Annotated in this window: 16 protein-coding genes; 1 reads left to right on the plus strand and 15 read right to left on the minus strand. The window is 65.6% G+C overall.

Annotated elements, in window-relative coordinates; genetic code table 11:
- Positions 1-49: 49 nt before the first annotated feature.
- The 8 genes from QO207_RS05265 to QO207_RS05300 all read right to left on the minus strand — a co-directional run bounded on the left by QO207_RS05265 (position 50) and on the right by QO207_RS05300 (position 10,090).
- Complete coding sequence (locus QO207_RS05265) at positions 50-373, minus strand: DUF2845 domain-containing protein (protein WP_301531492.1); 324 nt, start codon at positions 371-373, stop codon at positions 50-52.
- Positions 370-660, minus strand: a complete 291-nt coding sequence (locus QO207_RS05270; RefSeq protein WP_301531493.1) for a DUF2845 domain-containing protein — start codon at positions 658-660, stop codon at positions 370-372. Before QO207_RS05270 ends, QO207_RS05265 begins: the two co-directional genes overlap by 4 nt.
- Before the next feature lie 11 nt (positions 661-671).
- Entirely contained in the window at positions 672-3,854 is a 3,183-nt protein-coding gene (locus QO207_RS05275) for a DUF748 domain-containing protein (protein WP_301531494.1), read from the minus strand.
- Positions 3,855-3,954: 100 nt separating this feature from the next.
- Positions 3,955-4,569: a response regulator transcription factor gene (locus QO207_RS05280; protein ID WP_301531495.1), complete on the minus strand. Its 615-nt coding sequence runs from the start codon at positions 4,567-4,569 to the stop codon at positions 3,955-3,957.
- Between the two features lie 191 nt (positions 4,570-4,760).
- The gene (locus QO207_RS05285; protein ID WP_301531496.1) at positions 4,761-5,939 is read right to left on the minus strand and encodes an acetyl-CoA C-acetyltransferase; all 1,179 of its coding nucleotides are present in this window, start codon (positions 5,937-5,939) and stop codon (positions 4,761-4,763) included.
- A gap of 99 nt (positions 5,940-6,038) precedes the next feature.
- The gene (locus tag QO207_RS05290; RefSeq protein ID WP_301531497.1) at positions 6,039-6,917 is read right to left on the minus strand and encodes an oxygenase MpaB family protein; all 879 of its coding nucleotides are present in this window, start codon (positions 6,915-6,917) and stop codon (positions 6,039-6,041) included.
- A gap of 87 nt (positions 6,918-7,004) precedes the next feature.
- Positions 7,005-8,942: an acetate--CoA ligase gene (gene acs / locus QO207_RS05295; protein ID WP_301531498.1), complete on the minus strand. Its 1,938-nt coding sequence runs from the start codon at positions 8,940-8,942 to the stop codon at positions 7,005-7,007.
- A 62-nt stretch (positions 8,943-9,004) separates the two neighbouring features.
- A complete protein-coding gene (locus tag QO207_RS05300; protein ID WP_301531499.1) occupies positions 9,005-10,090 on the minus strand; it encodes a DJ-1/PfpI family protein in 1,086 nt (361 codons plus the stop codon).
- 101 nt (positions 10,091-10,191) lie between these two features.
- On the opposite strand from QO207_RS05300, the gene QO207_RS05305 reads away from it, so the two are divergent.
- A complete protein-coding gene (locus QO207_RS05305; protein ID WP_301531500.1) occupies positions 10,192-11,166 on the plus strand; it encodes a GlxA family transcriptional regulator in 975 nt (324 codons plus the stop codon).
- A 34-nt stretch (positions 11,167-11,200) separates the two neighbouring features.
- Here the strand turns inward: QO207_RS05305 and pgi are convergent, their stop codons facing one another.
- From pgi to QO207_RS05340, 7 genes are all read right to left on the minus strand, one after another.
- Positions 11,201-12,865: a glucose-6-phosphate isomerase gene (pgi, locus tag QO207_RS05310; protein WP_301531501.1), complete on the minus strand. Its 1,665-nt coding sequence runs from the start codon at positions 12,863-12,865 to the stop codon at positions 11,201-11,203.
- A gap of 83 nt (positions 12,866-12,948) precedes the next feature.
- Entirely contained in the window at positions 12,949-13,329 is a 381-nt protein-coding gene (panD, locus tag QO207_RS05315; protein WP_301531502.1) for an aspartate 1-decarboxylase, read from the minus strand.
- Positions 13,330-13,460: 131 nt separating this feature from the next.
- Entirely contained in the window at positions 13,461-14,312 is an 852-nt protein-coding gene (gene panC / locus QO207_RS05320) for a pantoate--beta-alanine ligase (protein ID WP_301531503.1), read from the minus strand.
- Entirely contained in the window at positions 14,312-15,109 is a 798-nt protein-coding gene (panB, locus tag QO207_RS05325) for a 3-methyl-2-oxobutanoate hydroxymethyltransferase (RefSeq protein WP_301531504.1), read from the minus strand. Before panB ends, panC begins: the two co-directional genes overlap by 1 nt.
- Positions 15,110-15,250: 141 nt before the next feature.
- The gene (gene folK, locus QO207_RS05330; protein ID WP_301531505.1) at positions 15,251-15,736 is read right to left on the minus strand and encodes a 2-amino-4-hydroxy-6-hydroxymethyldihydropteridine diphosphokinase; all 486 of its coding nucleotides are present in this window, start codon (positions 15,734-15,736) and stop codon (positions 15,251-15,253) included.
- Positions 15,733-17,139: a polynucleotide adenylyltransferase PcnB gene (locus tag QO207_RS05335; RefSeq protein WP_301531506.1), complete on the minus strand. Its 1,407-nt coding sequence runs from the start codon at positions 17,137-17,139 to the stop codon at positions 15,733-15,735. The genes folK and QO207_RS05335 overlap by 4 nt, the downstream gene beginning before the upstream one ends.
- 763 nt (positions 17,140-17,902) lie before the next feature.
- A complete protein-coding gene (locus QO207_RS05340; RefSeq protein ID WP_301531507.1) occupies positions 17,903-19,339 on the minus strand; it encodes a sigma-54 dependent transcriptional regulator in 1,437 nt (478 codons plus the stop codon).
- Positions 19,340-19,357: the final 18 nt, after the last annotated feature.

Consider the following 19,357-nt stretch of genomic DNA (forward strand, 5'->3'; position numbering starts at 1 on the left):
GTGGGAGGAGGAAAGAGCGGGCGAGACTAGCACCTCGCCAGCAGGGCTGTCAGTTGCCGCTGCGTTTGCTCTGGATGTCGCTGAGTCGGTTGCCCTCGAAGCGCACGAAATACAGCATGCCGCTCCACGGCCCGTAGATCCATTCTTCCACGGCGACTTCCATGCTTTCGCCGTAGCGCTGGCCGGGCACCTGCTTGTAGCCGAGGAAGGAGCGGCTGACCGGGTCGCCGCAGCGGCTGAGCACGTCACTGCTGACGTCGCCGGTGCTGATCAGCTTGCTGTTGCAGCGCAGGCTGGCGGCCTGGGTATCGAGGCTGGCGAGGGAAAGCGGTAGCAGGAGGGCCGCCAGGCGCAGTGCGAGGGTCGTCTTCAATTGCGTTTGAACTCGATGCTTTTCAGCTTGTTGGCTTCGAAGGTGAGGATGTAGCTGGTGCCATTGCGCGGGCCGTACACCCACTCCTCGACCCGGTACTCGCGGCGGTCGTAGCCGCTGAGGGTGTAACCGACTTCATCGCGGTGGTCCGGCGCGCCGCACTTCTGCTCGACTTCCCAGGCGCGGTCACCGGCGTTGATCAGCGAACTGCCGCAGCGCATGCTTTCGGCCTGGGCGCCCGCCGCGCAGAGCAGCAGGGCGCAGGACGTCCAGGTCAGGGCTTTCATCGAACGACTCCTTATTCGCTGTCGAGGTGGAGCTGGGTGGCCACTTTGCCACCATTCTCCGCTTCGCCGAAGCTGACGTCGATGAGATAGATACGGTCGTCACCCAGGCCGCCCTTGCTGACCAGGTAGTCCTTGATCTGGGTGCCACGTTCCTGGCCGAGCTTGCGCAGCAGCAACTGGCTGTCGCTCCAGGAGTCGAGCACGGCCTGGCGCATCTTCGCCGAGCGCTCGTCCTTGCTGAGGTCCTGCCATTCTGCCGGCGGCTGCTTCTTCAGACGCGAGCGGTAAACGCCTTCGAGCAGGATCGGCTGCAGGTCCTCCGGCACTTCCAGCTGGCTGGCGTCGCTGGGCACCTTGTCGCCGCGCCGTTGCAACATGCTGTAGTAGTTCTTCTGGTATTCCTGCTGCAGGCGCTTGTCGGCCAGCAGCGGACCGTCGCTGGCCGCGGCGGCGACGCCTTCGACCTCCAGCTTCAATGCCGGGCGTTGCTTGAGCGCAGCGGCGAGCTTGTCGAGGTTGCCCTGGGCGCTGGCGTCCAGTTCGCTGGAGCCGGGGGCGAAGACCACGTTGCTCAGGTCCGGCCCGCCACCGCCGCTGGCGAGGCCGGCGATGAAGTTGAACGGCGCCTGCACCGCGCGCACCACCAGGTTGCGCAGGGTCTGCCAGACGATGGGCATGACGCTGAACTGCGGATTGTTCAGGTCGCCTTCCACCGGCAGCTGGATGTCGATGTTGCCGTTGGCGTCCTTGAGCAGGGCGATTGCCAGTTTCACCGGCAGGTCCACTGCGTCCGGGCTGTCGACCTTCTCGCCCAGCTGCAGGTGTTCCACCAGTACCTTGTTGTCGGCCTTGAGCTTGCCCTGGGTGATCTGGTAGTGCAGGTCGAGGTTCAGCCGGCCCTTGCGGATGCGGTAGCCGGCGAACTTGCCGGAGTAGGGCGTCAGGGTGGTCAGCTCGACGCGCTTGAAGCTGGTGGCGATGTCCAGTTTCTCCAGCGGCGAGAAGGGGTTGAGGCTGCCCTTGATGGTCACCGGCGCGTACTTGTCGACCTTGCCCTTGATGTCCACCGAGGCCGGGCTCGGGTTGCGGTTGTCGATGGTGCCGATCTCGCCGGCCAGTTGCTGGATGGCGGTGGCGAAGTCCGGGCGCAGGGTCAGGTCGGCGAAGTTGGCCGAGCCGTTGTTGATCTTCACCCCGCCGATGCGGATGCCCAGCGGCTTGCTGTCGCCGCCTGCGCTGCTGCCTTTCGCCGGCGCCGAGGCGGAATCCGGTTGCGGGATGATCAGCTCGCTGACGTTGGTGCTGCGGTCTTCGTTGATGATGAAGCGCGCGTAGGGTTCCTCCAGCGACACAGTCTGGATCACCAGGCTGTCGCCGTGCTTGTAGGCCAGGCCGTCGAGGGTCAGCTTGGTCCACTTCACGAAGTCGCGGCTCTTGAGGGTGTCCAGCGTGTGCAGCTGGGTGACCTGGGCGCTGCCGTTGACGCTGAAGGCCAACGGGTCGGTGCCCTTGAGATCGACGTCGAGGTCGCTGGAGAGCATGCCGCTGCGCAGCTCAAGGCGAATGAATGGGTCGATGTACGCCTGGGCGACACGCAGGTCGATGTCGCGGGTCGCGACTTTCAGCTTGGCGCTGACCGGGTTGGGAATGACCTGGCCGCTGGCTTCGATCTGCCCACGCTGGCCGAGGCCGGTCTTGAGCTTGAGTTGCAGCGGCGCGGTCAGGCCGCTGTCGAGATTCTGCAGGTCCAGGTCCAGGGGGCCGATCTCCAGGGCCACCGGCTTGGCGGGCACGCGGTCGGCCAGGTGCGCCTTGTAGCCGCGCAGCTGGGTGTCGCGCAGGATCACGTGCCAGGGTTTGGCCGGTTCGGCGGGAGCGGCATCCTGGGTGGCGGCGGGCGCCTGTGCGGTCTTCTCGGCTGCGGCGGGTTTGGCTGGTTGTGCTGGCTTGGCGTCGGCAGGAGCCTGGGCTGTTTCGGGAGCCTTGGCTGCTTCGGCGGGCTTGGCTTCGACGGGTTTGTCATCGACGGGTTTCGCGGCGACGGCGGGTTTGCTGTCTGCCACTGGCTCCTTGGTCGGCTCGCCTGGGGTATTGGCAGCGGCCAGTTGCTCGTCGACGGCGGGCTTGGCGGCATCGGCCGGAGCAGCCTGCGCCTGCGGCGAGGGTTCTTCCGGTCGCTTGTAGGGTTTGAAGTTGGCGAAGAGTTCCTGCCAGTCCAGCTGGCCGTTCTTTTCCCGTGCGGCCCAGGCTTCCAGGCCCTGGCTACGGATCTGGCCGACCACCACCTGCTGCTTGGCGAGGTCCAGGGTGGTTTCGGCGACGTCCAGGCTGGCGAGCTTGGCCAGCGGCTTGCCCTCCGGCGAGCTGAGGTCGAGGTCGCGCAGCTTGATCGCAGCCTTGTCCAGCAGCAGCTGGGTGCCCTTGGACAGATCCAGCTGGTAGTCGGAGGCGAGGCTCAGCACGCCGTTGTTCAGGTTCAGCGGAGCGTTGTCGCGCACGTAGGGCCACCAGGCCTTCAGCGGTACGCCATCGAGGGTGAAGCTGCCCTTGGAGGCGAACGGCACGATGCTCAGGTCGCCTTTCCAGTCGAGCTTGCCGCCGTGCGGGCCGGTAGCGACCAGGGTCATTTCGGCGCCGTCCTCGGGCAGGGTGCTGAGGTTGTGCAGCTCGAAGCCCATCGGATCGAAGACGAACTCCACCGGCTCGCTGGGGCGGCGGTCGAGGAAGTGCAGGCTGCCGTCGGCCAGGCGGATGCGGTCGATGCGCAGGGGGAAGGGCTGGCTCGGCTCCTCCTGCGCGGGAGCGGGTTCGCTGGGCGGCAAGTTGAACAGGCGGGTCAGGTTGAGCGTGCCGTTTTCGGCGAAGAGCAGTTCGGTGTGCGGCGCGTCGAGTTCGACGTCGGCCAGGTGCAGCCTGCGCTTCCACAGGCTGTCCAGTTCGAGGTTGGCGTAGAGGCGCTGGAAGCGCACCTGCTCCTGGCCGTCCTGGCCCAGATGCAGCCCCCACAAGGTCAGTTCCAGGCTGAACGGGTTGAATTCGATGCGCTCCAGGCGTGCAGGAACGCTCGCGTACTTCGCCAGTTGCTGATTGGCCACGCGCAGGCCCACGCCGGGAATGATCAGGAAGCCCAGCAGGCAATAGAAGAGAAATAACAGCAGGAGCGCGCCGAGAGCGCGTTTCAATCCTTTGGGCATGGCGAATGTCGTTTCCGTCTTGACGTGCCGGGAAAGTATGGCACGGCTGGGCTTCTTCGATCCGATTGCCGCCTCTCGGCGCTTACTTCATGGTTGCCGGTCAGTCATTGAGGCGATGGGTGCGGGCGAACTCCACGAGATCGACGAGACTGTCGAGGTTCAGTTTCTCCAGGATGCGCGTCTTGTAGGTGCTGACGGTCTTCTGGCTGAGGAACAGCTCCTCGGCGATGTCCTTGTTGCTCATGCCGCGCACCAGACTGCGCAGCACCACCAGCTCGCGTGGCGTCAGGCTGGATACCGGGTCGGCGTTCTTGTCGATGCTCAGGGCCTTTTCCGGGAAGCAGCGATAACCGGATACCAGCATGCGCGCCGCGTTGAGAATGGCGCTGGTGTCCTTGTTCTTGCTGACGAACCCGTGGGCGCCCGCGGCTTCGACCTTGCCCGAGTACAGACGTTCATCCTGCGAGCTGAGCACCAGCAGGCGAATGTTCTCGTCAAAGATGTGGATGCGCGCCAGCAGGTCCAGACCATCCATGCCCGGCAGGTTGAGGTCCAGGATCACCAGATCCGGACGTTCCTTGCGCACGGCGTCCAGCCCGCTGTGGCCATCGTCGGCTTCACGAACCACATCGAATTGCGAATCCTGTTCGAGCAGCGAACGGATCGCCAAACGCATCGCGGGGTGGTCCTCGATCAGCACGACACGCTTCTTCATAGTTAACTCCCTGAGTCAGAACAATTGCGCGCATTGATCTTGAAGATAGACCACCTGATCAACTCGATACGGAATATTCCTATGCGTAGGAAGCAAAGTTTGAGGGCCGTCAATTTCGCAGGGGAACCAGTGCTCAGCGGGCTCACAGACTTGCTGTGCAGTGGCAACTCTGCACAGCAAGCTCCTCGTCGTCAGCGTTGCAGGGCCAGGGCGACGCCTTGCCCACCCCCGATACAGAGCGTCGCAAGGCCTTTTTTCGCATCGCGGCGGAGCATTTCGTGGAGCAGCGTCACCAGCACGCGGCAGCCCGACGCCCCGATCGGATGGCCCAATGCAATAGCGCCTCCGTTCACATTCACCTTGGCCGCGTCCCAACCCAGCTCCTTGCCCACCGACAGTGCCTGGGCGGCGAAAGCTTCGTTGGCTTCGATCAGATCCAGCTCGGCGAGCTGCCAGCCAGCCTTGTCCAGGCAGCGGCGCGTGGCGGTCACCGGGCCGATACCCATGATCGCCGGGTCGACCCCGGCATTGGCGTAGGCGGCGATTCGCGCCAGTACCGGCAGGCCCAGTTCGGCGGCCTTGGCGGCGCTCATCAGCAGCACGGCGGCGGCGCCGTCGTTGAGGGTGGAGGCGTTGCCGGCAGTGACGCTGCCGTCCTTCTTGAACGCCGGCTTCAGCTTGCCCAGGGACTCGGCGGTAGTGCCGGCGCGCGGCTGCTCGTCGGTGTCGAAACGCAGTGGCTCACCCTTGCGCTGGGGGATTTCGATGGTGGTGATCTCCGCCTTGAAGCGGCCGGCGGCAATGGCCTCGCTGGCCTTGCGCTGGGACTCGGCGGCGAAGGCGTCCTGCTCCTCGCGGCTGATGCCGCACTTCTCCACCAGGTTCTCGGCGGTGATGCCCATGTGGTAGTCGTTAAAGGCGTCCCACAGGCCGTCCTCGATCATGCTGTCGATCAGCTTCGCGTGGCCCATGCGCAGGCCGGTGCGGGCGCCGGGCATGACGTAGGGCGCCAGGCTCATGCTCTCCTGGCCGCCGGCGATGATGATGTCGGCGTCGCCGCAGCGGATCGCCTGGGTGGCCAGGTGCAGCGCCTTGAGGCCGGAGCCGCAGACCTTGTTGATGGTCATGGCCGGTACGCTGACCGGCAGGCCGGCGGCGATGGCGGCCTGGCGCGCGGGGTTCTGGCCGGCGCCGGCGGTGAGGGTCTGGCCGAGGATCACTTCGTCGACCCTGGCCGGGTCCAGCTTCGCCTGCTGCAGCAGGCTGCGGATCACCGCGGCGCCCAGTTCGTGGGCCGGCAGCGCCGACAGCGAGCCCTGGAAGCTGCCGATGGCGGTACGGGTGGCAGCGACGATGACGACTTCTTGCATGACACGAATCCTCTGGCGGAAGCGGCGGTGCCGCAGCGAAGCCCCATGGTTGCACAGGCGGCTGCGCTCTCACCACACTCCGAACCGGGTGGTCACGCTCTAGCGCAGTGGCGGCAGCCCCATGCGTCGGCGCGCGCGGTGCAGCGAGCCGTTGCGCACCGCCCAGCGCAGCAGCGGCACGCTGCGCTTGACGCTGGAACGGATCAGCTGGCGCTGCAGGCTGCCCAGGGACAGGCCCAGCTGGTCGGTCGCCCACTCCGGCAGCAGGTCGATGCCGGCGCGCATCATCAGCATGCCGAAAGGTTTGGCGAGGAAGCTCGGCGCCGGCGCGTTGAACAGCACGCTGACGACTTCGCGGGTGCGCTCGTCGTAGCGCAATTGCGGGCGCATTCGCTGCAGGTAGGCGGCGACCTCCGCCCGCGAACGCGGTACGTTGCGCGCGCCCAGGCGCTCGGCGATCAGGGCGATCTCGTCGTAGTAGCGGTCCTGTTCCTCGCCGGAAAGGCCGGGGTTGAGATAGCGCAGGTGCGAAGCGAGGAAGCAGCTGACCTCGGCGACATGGACCCAGGTCAGCAGGTCCGGATCGCTGGCGGCGTAGGTGCTGCCGTCAGGCAAGGTGCCGTGCACGTTGTCGTGGATGCGCTTGACGCGCTCGATCAGCTTCTCGGCGTCGCCTTGTGAGCCGTAGGTGGTGGCGGAGATGAACTGGCCGGTACGGCGCAGGCGGCCGAGCATGTCGGCGCGGAAATTGGAGTGGTCCCAGACGCCACCCAGCGCAGCCGGGTGGAGCATCTGCAGGAGCAGGGCGCTGATGCCGCCGATCAGCATCGAACTGAAGTCGCCGTGGACCTTCCAGCTGACGGAGTCGGGGCCGAACAGGCCGGGGTCACCCTTGGGCGATTCGAAATCGACCCCGCCCAGGGCGAGGCCGGTCAGGCTCAGTACCTGGCTTTCGATATGACGGCGAACGGTTTCCATAAGGCGAGCTGCAAGCCTCAAGCTGCAAGTGGTGCACTGCGTTCAGCTTAACCGCAGCCGCTCCCGCTTGCAGCCTGCCGCCGCCTCTTACCGATTCAGGCGGTTGTCGATCAGCCCCTGGACCACGCTGGGGTCGGCCAGGGTCGAGGTATCGCCGAGGTTGTCCAGCTCGTTGCAGGCGATCTTGCGCAGGATGCGTCGCATGATCTTGCCCGAGCGGGTCTTCGGCAGGCCCGGCGACCACTGCAGCATCTCCGGCTTGGCGAAGCTGCCGATCTCCTTGCTCACCAGCGCCAGCAGTTCCTGCTTGAGCGCATCGCTCGGCTCGACGCCGTTCATGGTGATGACGAAGGCGTAGATGCCCTGGCCCTTGAGATCGTGCGGATAACCCACCACCGCCGCCTCGGCGACCGCGTCATGCAGCACCAGGGCGCTTTCCACCTCGGCGGTGCCGATGCGGTGGCCAGAGACGTTGATCACGTCGTCCACGCGGCCGGTGATCCAGTAGTAGCCGTCCTCGTCGCGGCGCGCACCGTCGCCGGTGAAGTAGTAGCCGGGATAGGGCTTGAAGTAGGTGTCGATCATCCGCTGGTGGTCGCCGTAGACGCTGCGGATCTGGCTCGGCCAGCTGGCCTTGATCGCCAGCACGCCGGAGCCGGGTCCGTCGATTTCCTTGCCCTGCTCATCCAGCAGCACCGGCTGCACGCCGAAGAACGGGCGGGTGGCCGAGCCGGGCTTGAGATCGGTCGCGCCGGGCAGCGGGGTGATCAGGATGCTGCCGGTCTCGGTCTGCCACCAGGTGTCGACGATGGGGCAGCGTTTCGCGCCGACCACCTCGTAGTACCACTCCCAGGCTTCCGGGTTGATCGGCTCGCCCACCGAACCGAGCAGGCGCAGGCTGCTGCGCTCGGTCTTCTGCACCGGGGCGTCGCCTTCGCGCATCAGTGCGCGAATGGCGGTCGGCGCGGTGTAGAAGATGTTCACCTGATGCTTGTCGATTACCTGCCAGAAGCGCGAGGCGTCCGGGTAGTTCGGCACGCCCTCGAACATCAGGGTGGTGGCGCCGTTGGCCAGCGGGCCGTAGACGATGTAGCTGTGCCCGGTGACCCAGCCGACATCCGCGGTGCACCAGTAGATGTCGCCGTCGTGGTAGTCGAACACGTACTTGTGGGTCATCGCCGCGCCCAGCAGGTAGCCGCCGGTGGTGTGCAGCACGCCCTTGGGTTTGCCGGTGGAGCCGGAGGTGTAGAGGATGAACAGCGGGTCCTCGGCGTCCATCGGCTCCGGCGCGCAGTCCTCGCTGGCCTCGCGCAGGGCCTCGTGGTACCAGAGGTCGCGGCCTTCGACCCAGGGGATCTCGCCCTGGGTGCGCTCGACCACCACCACGGTGGAGACGTTCGGGCAATCGGCCAGGGCCTTTTCCACGTTCTTCTTCAGCGGGACGTACTTGCCGCCGCGCACGCCTTCGTCGGCAGTGATCACGGTGCGGCAGTCGGCATCGTTGATGCGGTCGCGCAGGGCGTCGGGGGAGAAGCCGCCGAACACCACCGAGTGGACCGCGCCGATCCGTGCGCAGGCCAGCATGGCGTAGGCCGCCTCGGGGATCATCGGCATGTAGATGCAGACCCGGTCGCCTTTCTGCACGCCGCGGCTCTTCAGCACGTTGGCCAGGCGGCAGACGTGGCTGTGCAGCTTGCGGTAGGTGATGTTGGCGGACTCGGCTGGATTGTCGCCTTCCCAGATGATCGCCACCTGTTCGCCGCGCTGTTCCAGATGGCGGTCGATGCAGTTGTAGGTGACGTTGAGCTGGCCGCCCTTGAACCAGGTCGCCTGGCCCTTCGCCAGGTCGCCGTGGTGCACCGATTGCCAGGGCTTGAACCAGTCGAGGAAGGCCTTGGCCTGCTCGCCCCAGAAGGTATGCGGGTCGTCTACCGACTGCTGGTAGAGGCGCTGGTAGGCATCGTTGTCGAGCAGGGCGCGCTTGCGCACGGCCTCCGGCACGGGGTGAAGGCTGATCTCATGCATGGGGAATCCTTGTTGTTGTTTAGCCGAGATGCCCTCAAGGGTGCATGCAAGGCCAGGCGGGTTCAAGGGTTGTCCATGTTGTTTCGACGTGCCTGGAGCGAGGAACGTTCCGGCGACGAGTACTCCAGCTGGGCGGCGACCAATCGGCGCGTCGGCTCGCCGTAGCGGGTGGCAATGGCGGCGAGGCTGGATTCGAGGTTCTGCAGGGCATTGCCGCTGGGTCGCGGCAGTTCGGGCAGGGCGTCCGCCTGCTCTGGCAGGAATTGCAAACCTCCTGCGCTGGTGACTGGCTCTGCGGCCTTACCCAGCACCTCGCTGCGGAAGGTGCGGGCCCAGGCATCCACTTCCAGCGCCAGGCTCACTTCGTCGAAGCCCGTGTGCAGTGGCACGGCGAAGCGTTCGTGGCCCCAGAGTGCGAGGAAGTTGCCGGCGGCCGTCAGGTAGCCCTCGCTGCCGAGACTGAAGCGCTGGCTGTCATGCTGCGGCGACCAGTCCGACACGCCGTATTGCCGCGCCAGAGCCGCAGCCTTCGCTGAGCCACCGATGGCCTCGACCAGCGCCAGGGAGGCCGGCAGCGCGGCGCTGACTCCCGAGGTGGTCATGAGCCGGCCGTCCACCACGTAGCGGCGATTCTCCTGCCAGCGCGCGTCGGGGAAGTCGTCCAGGCGCTGCTGGCGCGAATACCAGTGCCCGGTGGCGCGCCGGCCGTGCAGCAGGCCTGCCTGGCCGAGCACCAGCACGCCGTCGCAGATGCCGATGACGGTAGCACCGAGGGCCGCCTGCTCGCGGATGAAGGTCAGCAGGCCTGGGTCTTCGCTGTCATGCACCGCCGGGACGATCAGGTAGTCCGCCCCCTGTGGATAACGCTGGCGGAATTCCTCCAGCGTGGCGTCGGCCTGCATCTTCAGCGCCGGCATCAGGTTGATCGGCCCTGGTTCGGTCGACAGCGCGAGCACCTGGGCCACTGCGGAGCGCCGCAGCACGCCCAGCGGCACGACGTAGTCCACCAGCTCGGTCATGCGGTTCTGCGCTATCACAGCGACCAGAGGGCGCTCGTGACCGGGGCTTGGCTGGTAGGGCGGCAGCATCTCTTCGCCGGCCTGGGCGGTAAAGCTGAAAAGCAGCAGGACGATCAGGGCAAGGCGCATGGCGATCTCCAGGTGGGAAGACCAGTTTGCGCGGCTTGCTGCTGTCGCTTCTGACAGTGATGGTTGAATATCTGCCAGTCAGCCTTTTTGAGAAAGCCTGGATGAGAACTCCCCATCAGGTTCTGCTGCTGGTCTTCCCCGGCTTCCAGCTACTGGACGCCACGGGGCCGGCGGAGGTATTCGCCGCGGTCGACGAACAACTGCCGCCAGGCGCCAGGCCGGCCTATGAGCTGCGGGCCATATCGCCCGGCGGCGGCATGGTGCGCTCCAGCACTGGGCTGGAGCTGGCCAGCCTGGCGCTGCCCGATCCGCAGGAAGTAGCCGGTTGCACGCTGCTGGTGGCTGGCGGCTTCGGCGTGCAGGCGGCCATGCAGCAGGGCGAGATTGCCCGCTGGCTGGCGCAGGCTGCCCCGCATGCCGTTCGTTGCTGTTCGGTTTGCACGGGTGCCTTCCTGCTGGCGCAGGCGGGGTTGCTGGACGGGCGCTCGGTGGTTACCCACTGGCGTTACACCGAGCTGCTGCAACGGCTGTTCCCTTCGCTGCGAGTGTTACCCGATGCGCTGTTCGTGCGTGACGGCGCTATCTACAGCTCGGCAGGCGTTACCGCCGGCATGGACCTGTGCCTGAGCCTGGTGGAGGAGGATCACGGCCGCGAAGCCTCCCTGGGCGTGGCGCGCGGGCTGGTGATGTACCTGCAGCGTCCGGGTGGCCAGCGTCAGTTCAGCGCGCAGCTGCTGGCGCAGCAGGCGCCGGCTGGCGGTCAGCTGGAGCGCCTGGTGGAGTGGTTGCGCGAACGCCTGGCGCAACCTGTGGATGTGGAGGACATGGCGGCGTGGATGGCCATGTCTTCGCGCACCTTGCACCGGTACTGCCAGGCAGAGATGGGCATGACGCCGGCAAAGCTGTTGCTGCAGTTGCGTCTGGAGAGCGCCTGCCAACTGCTGGAGGCGGGAGAGGCTTCGCTCAAGCGGGTGGCGCAGAGCGCCGGGTTTGGCAGCGAGTACAACCTGCGGCGCGCCTTCGGGCAGGCGCTGGGCGTGACGCCCGGAGAATACCGGCAGCGCTTCTGCCGGTAGATAGCGGACGGCCGGGCAGCCGTCCGCTGTGCCATCAACCGCGGTGGCGACCGCGGAAGAAGTCGATCAGGCCCTGGGTGGAACCATCCTCGGCAGCGCTTTCCTCGCTGCCGACCAGGCGACCGTAGACCGCCTTGCCCAACTCTTTGCCCAGTTCCACGCCCCACTGGTCGAAGGCGTTGATGCCCCAGAGGATGCTCTGCACGTAGACCTTGTGCTCGTACATGGCGATCAGTGCGCCCAGGCGACGAGCACTGATGCGCTCCATCACCAGGGTGTTGCTCGGACGGTTGCCCGGAATCACCTTGTGCGGCGCCAGGCGCTGCACTTCGGCTTCGTCGACGCCCTTGGCGCGCAGTTCGGCCTCGGCCTCGGCGCGGCTCTTGCCAACCATCAGCGCCTGGCTCTGCGACAGGCAGTTGGCGTACAGCCACTGGTGGTGGTCGGCCACCGGGTTGTAGCTGGACACCGGAACGATGAAGTCCGCCGGGATCAGGTGGGTGCCCTGGTGCAGCAACTGGTGGTACGCGTGCTGGCCGTTGCAGCCCACGCCGCCCCAGATCACCGGACCGGTGCCGGCGGAAACCGGGCTGCCGTCCTGGCGCACGCTCTTGCCGTTGGACTCCATGTCCAGCTGCTGCAGGTGGTCGGTGATGTTCCGCAGGTAGTAGTCGTAGGGCAGGATCGCGTGGCTGCGTGCGCCCCAGAAGTCGCCGTACCAGACACCCAGCAGGCCCAGCAGGACCGGGATGTTCTTCTCGAACGGCGAGGTGAGGAAGTGCTGGTCCATGCTGTAGGCGCCGGACAGCAGTTCCTTGAAGTTGTTGATGCCCACCGACATGGCGATCGGCAGGCCGATGGCCGACCACAGCGAGTAGCGACCGCCGACCCAGTCCCACATGGGGAACACGTTCTCCGGGCGGATACCGAAGGCCGAGGCGGCTTCCTTGTTGCTGGAAACGGCGATGAAGTGACGATACAGCTCGGCCTCGCTGCCGCCCTGGGCCAGGTACCAGGCGCGGGCGGCCTGGGCGTTCTTCAGGGTTTCCAGGGTGCCGAAGGACTTGGAAGAGACGATGAACAGCGTGGTCTCGGCATTGAGCTTGGCGGTCATCTCGCGGAATTCGCTGCCGTCGATGTTCGCCAGGTAATGGCAGCGCACGCCTTTCTGGGCAAAGGGCAGCAGCGCCTCGGAAACCAGCTGCGGGCCGAGGAAGGAGCCACCGATGCCAATGTTCACCACGTCGGTGATCGGCTTCTCGGTGTAACCGCGCCACAGGCCGTTGTGCACGGCGGCGACCAGCTCGGTCATCTGGTGCAGCACGCGGTGCACCTCGGGCATCACGTCGACGCCATCGACCATCACCTTGTCGCCAATGGGCCGGCGCAGCGCGGTGTGCAGCACCGGGCGGCGCTCGGAGGCGTTGATCACTTCGCCGCGGAACATCGACTCGATGGCCTCGCCCAGCTTCGCCTCTTCCGCGAGCTTCACCAGCAGGTCGAGGGTGTCCTGGCGGATCAGGTTCTTCGAAAAGTCGAGGAACAGGCCGCAGGCGCTCAGGGAGAAGCGCTTGAAGCGCTCCGGGTCCTGGGCGAATGCCTCGCGCATGGTGAAGTTCTGCAGTTCCTGGCGGTGGGCGGACAATGCCTGCCAGCTCGCCAGTTTCGTGGCATCCAGCGGGGTGAGGTGGTGTTCCATGACATACCTTCGGGTAAGACGTGCGTGTTTGAACGAAGCTTGGAACTCGGCATGGCCCGGTGGTTCCGGGCTTTGCCTGGGGCTCAGGCTAGCTGAACCGGGATGGCGTTGCTGGTGTGGCTCAGTTCGTTGCCGGCAGCCATATACAGCATGCGTGGTTTGAAGTCCTCAAGCTCGGCGTCGCTGAACTGAGCGTACGCGCAGATGATGACCCGGTCACCCACCTTGGCCTTGTGCGCGGCGGCGCCGTTGACGGAGATCATCCGCGAACCTTCCTCGCCGCGGATGGCATAGGTGGTGAAGCGCTCGCCATTGTCCACGTTGTAGATCTGGATCTGTTCGTACTCGCGGATACCGGCGAGGTCGAGCCATTCGCCATCGATGGCGCAGGAGCCTTCGTAATCGAGCACCGCGTGGGTGACTTCGGCGCGGTGCAGCTTGGCTTTGAGCATGATGCTCTGCATGACGTGGCTCCTGTTGTTCTTGGTTTTCTGGGCTGGGGCGTGAATGCGGGGCGAGTATGCCCGAGCACCCGAAGCCGCTCAAGGCCACGGCTGGCGTGGCTTCGAGGCGGATGTTCGGGTGCTTGCGGGTGTCAGTCGATGCTGAAGGCGAGGTTGTCGATCAGCCGGGTGGTGCCGAGGAAGGCAGCCACCAGGATCACCAGCTGATGGTCCTGCTCCGTGGCGGTACGCAGGCCGACAGGCTCGCGTGCTTCCAGGTAGTCGATGCGCAGGCCGGCCAGTTCGATCTGCTGACGGCCTTCGGCGAGCAGCGCGGGGAAGTCGCGCTCGCCCTGGCGGATACGCTCGGCCAGTTGCTTGAGGGTGCGCTGCAGGACAGGCGCGATGGCGCGCTGCTCGTCATTCAGGTAGCCGTTGCGCGAGGACAGCGCCAGGCCGTCCTCGGCGCGCACGGTGGCCTCGCCGAAGATCTGGATCGGCAGGTTCAGGTCGCGCACCAGCTTGCGGATCACCGCCAGCTGCTGGAAGTCCTTCTCACCGAACAGCGCCATGTCCGGCTGGACCATGTTGAACAGCTTGCAGACCACGGTGGCGACGCCGTCGAAGTGCCCCGGACGGCTGCCGCCGCAGAGGCCTTCGGAGACGCCGGTGACGTGCAGTTTTGTCTGGCCTTCCATGCCGTCGGGGTACATCTCTTCGACAGTAGGGGCAAACAGCAGGTGGCAGCCGGCGCCGAGCAGTTTTTCCTGGTCGGCGGCGAGGGTGCGCGGGTACTTGTCCAGGTCTTCGCTGGGGCCGAACTGCAGCGGGTTGACGAAGATGCTCGCCACCACGAAGTCGGCGCGCTGGCTGGCCTTGGTCACCAGCGCGGCGTGGCCGGCGTGCAGGTTGCCCATGGTCGGCACCAGTGCGATGCGCTTGCCTTCGCTACGGGCGCGCGCCACGGCGGCGCGCAGCTCGCGGACTGTCTTGACTGTATTCATCAGGCGAAACCGTGCTCCGGGCCGGGGAAGGTGCCGTCCTTCACGGCCTTCACGTAGGCGGCGAAGGCGGACTGGATATCGGGCTGGCCTTCGAGGAAGTTCTTCACGAACTTCGGCGAACGGCCGGACAGCGACAGGCCGAGCATGTCGTGCATCACCAGGACCTGGCCGTCGGTACCGCTGCCGGCGCCGATGCCGATCACCGGGACTTTCACGGCTTCGGTGATTTCCTGGGCCAGGGCGGAGGGAACGCACTCCAGCAGCAGCACGGCGACACCGGCCTGCTCCAGGGCGATGGCGTCGGCACGCAGCTGGCGCGCCTGGTTTTCCTGGCGGCCCTGGACCTTGAAGCCGCCGAACAGATTGACCGCCTGCGGGGTGAGGCCCAGGTGTGCGCACACCGGGATACCCATCTGGGCCAGGCGAGTGATCGGCTCGGCGAGCCAGGCGCCGCCTTCGAGCTTGACCATGTGGGCGCCGGCCTGCATGACCTTCACCGAGTCGCGCAGCAACTGGTCCAGCGAGGTGCCGGATTCGAACGGCAGGTCGGTGACGATAAGCGCGCCCTTGTTACCGCGTTTCACCGCGGCAGTGTGGTAGGCCATGTCTTCCACGGTCACCGGCAGCGTGCTGTCGTGACCTTGCAGGACCATACCCAGGGAGTCACCGATCAGCAGCATTTCGGCACCGGCCAGGCTGGCGGTGTGGGCGAAAGTGGCATCGTAGGAGGTCAGCATCGCGATCTTCTCGCCGCTTTGCTTGAGACCTTGCAGGGTGGTCAGGGTGACATCAGGCATGAAATTGTCCTCGGTTCTGCGCCGGGCAGGGGCAAACGGGGCCCTATAGTCCGGATCGAAAAAGGCTAAGTCAATTGCAGGTGTTACCGGACTGTTACGGCGTTACTGCCAGTGCGCCCCACGCCTGGGGCGCAGGATGCCTCAGGACAGGCGCTCCAGGCCGGTGAACGGACAGGCGGCGAGCAGTTCTGGCAGGCTGCGCCCGTCGGGGAGGCGCAGTTGCGGGGCGAGGTCCGCCAGCGGGTAGAGCACGAAGGCGCGAGCGTGCATGTGGTAGTGCGGCACGGTCAGGCGCGGTTCGTCGATGATACGTTCGCCGAACAGCAGGATATCGAGGTCGAGGGTACGCGGCCCCCAGCGTTCGTCCTTGCGCACGCGGCCCTGCTCCAGTTCGATGGCCTGCAGGGCATCGAGCAGGGCGAGCGGGTCCAGGGCGGTATCCAGCGCCGCTACGGCATTCACGTAGCGCGGCTGATCCGGCGGGCCCAGCGGATCGCTGGCATAAAGCGGCGAGACTACCGCCACCTTGGTGGCGGGTATCTGTGACAGCGCCTTCAGCGCGGCTTCCAGCTGCTGGCGCGGCTCGGTGAGGTTGCTGCCCAGGCCGATGTACACGCGCTCACTCATTCGCTGCTGGCGCCTTCGGTGCGCGGGCCACGGCGACGGCGGTTGGCGCCGCCACGACGGCGTTTGCGCGGTGCAGCGCCGCCTTCTTCCGGCTGGCTGGCCAGGTTGCGGATCATGCCGCGGCGTTCACCGTCGCTGGCGTCCTGGTAGTCGGTCCACCAGTCGCCGAGGCCACCGGTTTCCTCGCCGGCTTCTTCGCGCAGCAGGAGGAAGTCGTAACCGGCGCGGAAGCGCGGGTTTTCCAGCAGCAGGTCGGCCTTCTTGCCCTGGCGGCGCGGCAGGCGCTCCTGCATGTCCCAGATCTCGCGGATCGGGATGGTGAAGCGCTTGGGCACCGCAGTGCGGCGGCACTGTTCGAGGATCAGCTCGTGGGCGGCTTCCTGCATCGCCGGGATCGGCGGCATGCCGCGCTCCTGCAGTTTCAGCACACGGGCGGGCAGGGCCGGCCAGAGCAGCGCAGCGAACAGGAAGGCCGGGGTGACCGGCTTGCCCAGGCGAATGCGCTCGTCGGTATTGGCCAGGGCCCGGCGCATCAGCTTGCCGGCGTATTCGGGGTTTTCCTTCAGTGCCTTGGCGCTAGCCGGGAACAACGGGGCGAACAGGTCGTACTCGTTGAGCAGCTCGAAGGTGCGCTCGGCCTTGCCGCCGAGGAACAGCTTGAGAATCTCGTCGAACAGGCGCGCGGAGGGAATTTCGTTGAGCAGCGGAGCCAGGCGGCGGATTGGCGCGGCGCTGTGCTTCTCGATCTCGAAATCCAGCTTGGCGGCGAAACGTATGGCGCGCAGCATGCGCACCGGGTCTTCGAGGTAACGCTGCTCCGGATCGCCGATCAGGCGGATCAGGCGGTTGCGGATATCGCGTACGCCGTGGGCGTAATCGAGGATGCGCTCGCCGGTAACGTCGAAGTACAGGGCGTTGATGGTGAAGTCGCGGCGCTGGGCGTCGTCTTCCAGGGTGCCGTAGACGTTGTCGCGAAGGATGCGGCCTGCCTCGTTGCGAGAGGCATGGGCGTTATCGGTGTCATCGTCTTCAGTGACCGGGTGGTTGGCACGGAAGGTGGCGACTTCGATGATCTCGCGGCCGAAATGCACGTGGACCAGCTTGAAGCGACGACCAATCACCCGTGCATTGCGGAATTCGGCACGCACCTGCTCGGGGGTGGCGCTGGTGGCCACGTCGAAGTCCTTGGGCGGAATCCCCAGCAGCGGGTCACGCACGCCGCCGCCGACGATGTACGCCTGGTAGCCGGCCTTGGTCAGGCGCTCCACGACGTTCACCGCGTTCCTGCTGAACTGGTCCCGCCGCAGCGAGTGCTGATGATTGCCAACGACTTCCGGGGTAGTGCGGACAGCGCGCGGACGGCGCAGTGGGGATCGGATGGACTGGATCAGCTTTTTCAGCATGTGTGCACTATCGGGAATAGGTGTATGGATGGCATACGCAGGTCTCGGCAAGCCGCTTGGTTGCGGCGTTTCCTGGAGGATAGCGGGTGTCTGCCGCTGCCTTGAAACAAATGGCAGCAAATCGAATGCCGTCTGCGCCGCGGCGATTCTAGCATTGTGGGGTGGGATGATGAAGAAAACTGAAGAAAGGGACTTGCGGGGGAGAGGGGAGAGGGTGTAGCGAAAGCTACTGGGGGAGCCGAGGCTCCCCCCCAAATAGGTGCGTGCTTTGTTTTTATTATGATTACCGGGCTTGTTGTTTTTGTTTGTAGACCCGACCCTCGAAGCTACCTGCTTCGGGGAACCTTCCACACTTGGAAGGGTTCAATAGCAAACGGATTGCTTTGGTCGCTGAGTGAGCAATGACCTTGCGGTCCAACCAGTTTTGCGTGCTGCCTCAAGACAGTTTTATTCTTCTTGACTGGTTGCGGGACTGGTCCCGACGGCTACCCTTCTCCAAAAGAATCAGTTAGCTGCGCCTCCGCGATCTTGTTTTTGTTGTGCTGGAGTCGTTTCGTCTTGTTCTTATTTTGAGTTGGTCGTGCTTGTTATTGTTGTTGTACCAATAACAAAGCAGATGCCGTGCCAACTTTTGCGAATCCTTATTTTTCAAGGGTTTGCGAGGAATGCCCCGTAAAACGCAGGCACAAAAAAGCCGGGTTTTCGTTACCGATGAACCCGGCTTTGTTACGGAGCATGTCCCCGGTAACAGTGTGGGGACCTGTTACGTGTCCGCCGCAGCACCCGATTTGCGGCGCGGGATACCCAGGCGCTGGCGACGTTCCCACAGGCACTTGCGGCTGATGCCCAGCTTGCGGGCCAGCTCGGTCTCGGTCATGTGGTCCTGGTGTTCGAGGACGAAGTGCTGGAAGTAGTCTTCCAGCGACAGGTCCTCGGTGGGCTCGTGGTTGCTGGCGCTGCCGTTGCTCGGACGCAGGTCGCCGTCATCACCGAAGTCGTCGTCCAGATCATCCAGCTCGATGTCGATGCCCAGCAGGTCGGCGGGGATTTCCTGGCTTTCGCTGAGGATTACCGCGCGCTCGATGGCGTTCTCCAGCTCACGCACGTTACCCGGCCACGGGTAGTGACGGATGGCCTGTTCGGCCTCGTGGGAGAAGGTCAGCGCCTGGCGCCCCATCTGGGAGCACTGGCGCGCCAGGAAGGAGCGGGCGATTTCCATCACGTCGGGGCCGCGCTCGCGCAGGGGCGGCAGCTTCAGCGAGATGACGTGCAGGCGGTAATAGAGGTCTTCGCGGAACTGGCCGGTCTTGGCCAGCATCTTCAGGTCGCGGTGGGTGGCGGCGATCAGGCGCACGTCGACCTTCTGCGACTGCACCGAGCCGACCCGGCGGATTTCGCCTTCCTGCAGCACGCGCAGCAGGCGCGCCTGGGCTTCGAGCGGCAGTTCGCCGATCTCGTCGAGGAACAGGGTGCCGCCATCGGCAGCTTCCACCAGGCCTGCACGGCCAGCGCTGGCGCCGGTGAATGCGCCCTTCTCGTGGCCGAACAGTTCGGATTCGATCAGGGTTTCCGGGATCGCGGCGCAGTTCACCGAGATCAGCGGCGCCTTGGTGCGCCGGGACAGGTTGTGCAGCGCGCGGGCGACCAGTTCCTTGCCGGTACCGGACTCACCCTGGATCAGCACGTTGGAATCGGTGGGCGCGACCTTGCGGATCTTGGTGTAGAGCTCCTGCATGGGGGCGCAGGAGCCGATGATGCCGATATCGCCGTCCGCGGCGGCGGTGTTACCGCTGCTGCGCTCGGCGGCCTTGGCGTTACTGCGGGCTTCGGCGGGGGCGTTACGGTTTTCCTGGCGATCCTTGAGGATGCGCGCCACGGCCTGGAGCATCTCGTCGTGGTCGAACGGCTTGGCGATGTAGTCCACCGCGCCCATCTTCATCGAGTCCACGGCCGAGCGCAGGCTGGCGTAGCTGGTCATGATCAGCACCGGGGTGCCCTGGGCCAGCTTGATCAGCTCGGTGCCGGGGGCGCCGGGCAGGCGCAGGTCGCTGACGATCATGTCGAACGACGGGATGCTGTAGCGCTCCTGCGCTTCCTGCACCGAGCCAGCCTCGCTGACCTGGTACTGGTTGCGCTCGAGCAATCGTCGCAGGGCGGAACGGATGATGGTTTCGTCTTCGACGATGAGGATATGTGCCATGTATTCAGCTCTCTCGAC

This window comes from Pseudomonas sp. CAN1 (assembly GCF_030462585.1).
Taxonomy (GTDB): domain Bacteria; phylum Pseudomonadota; class Gammaproteobacteria; order Pseudomonadales; family Pseudomonadaceae; genus Pseudomonas.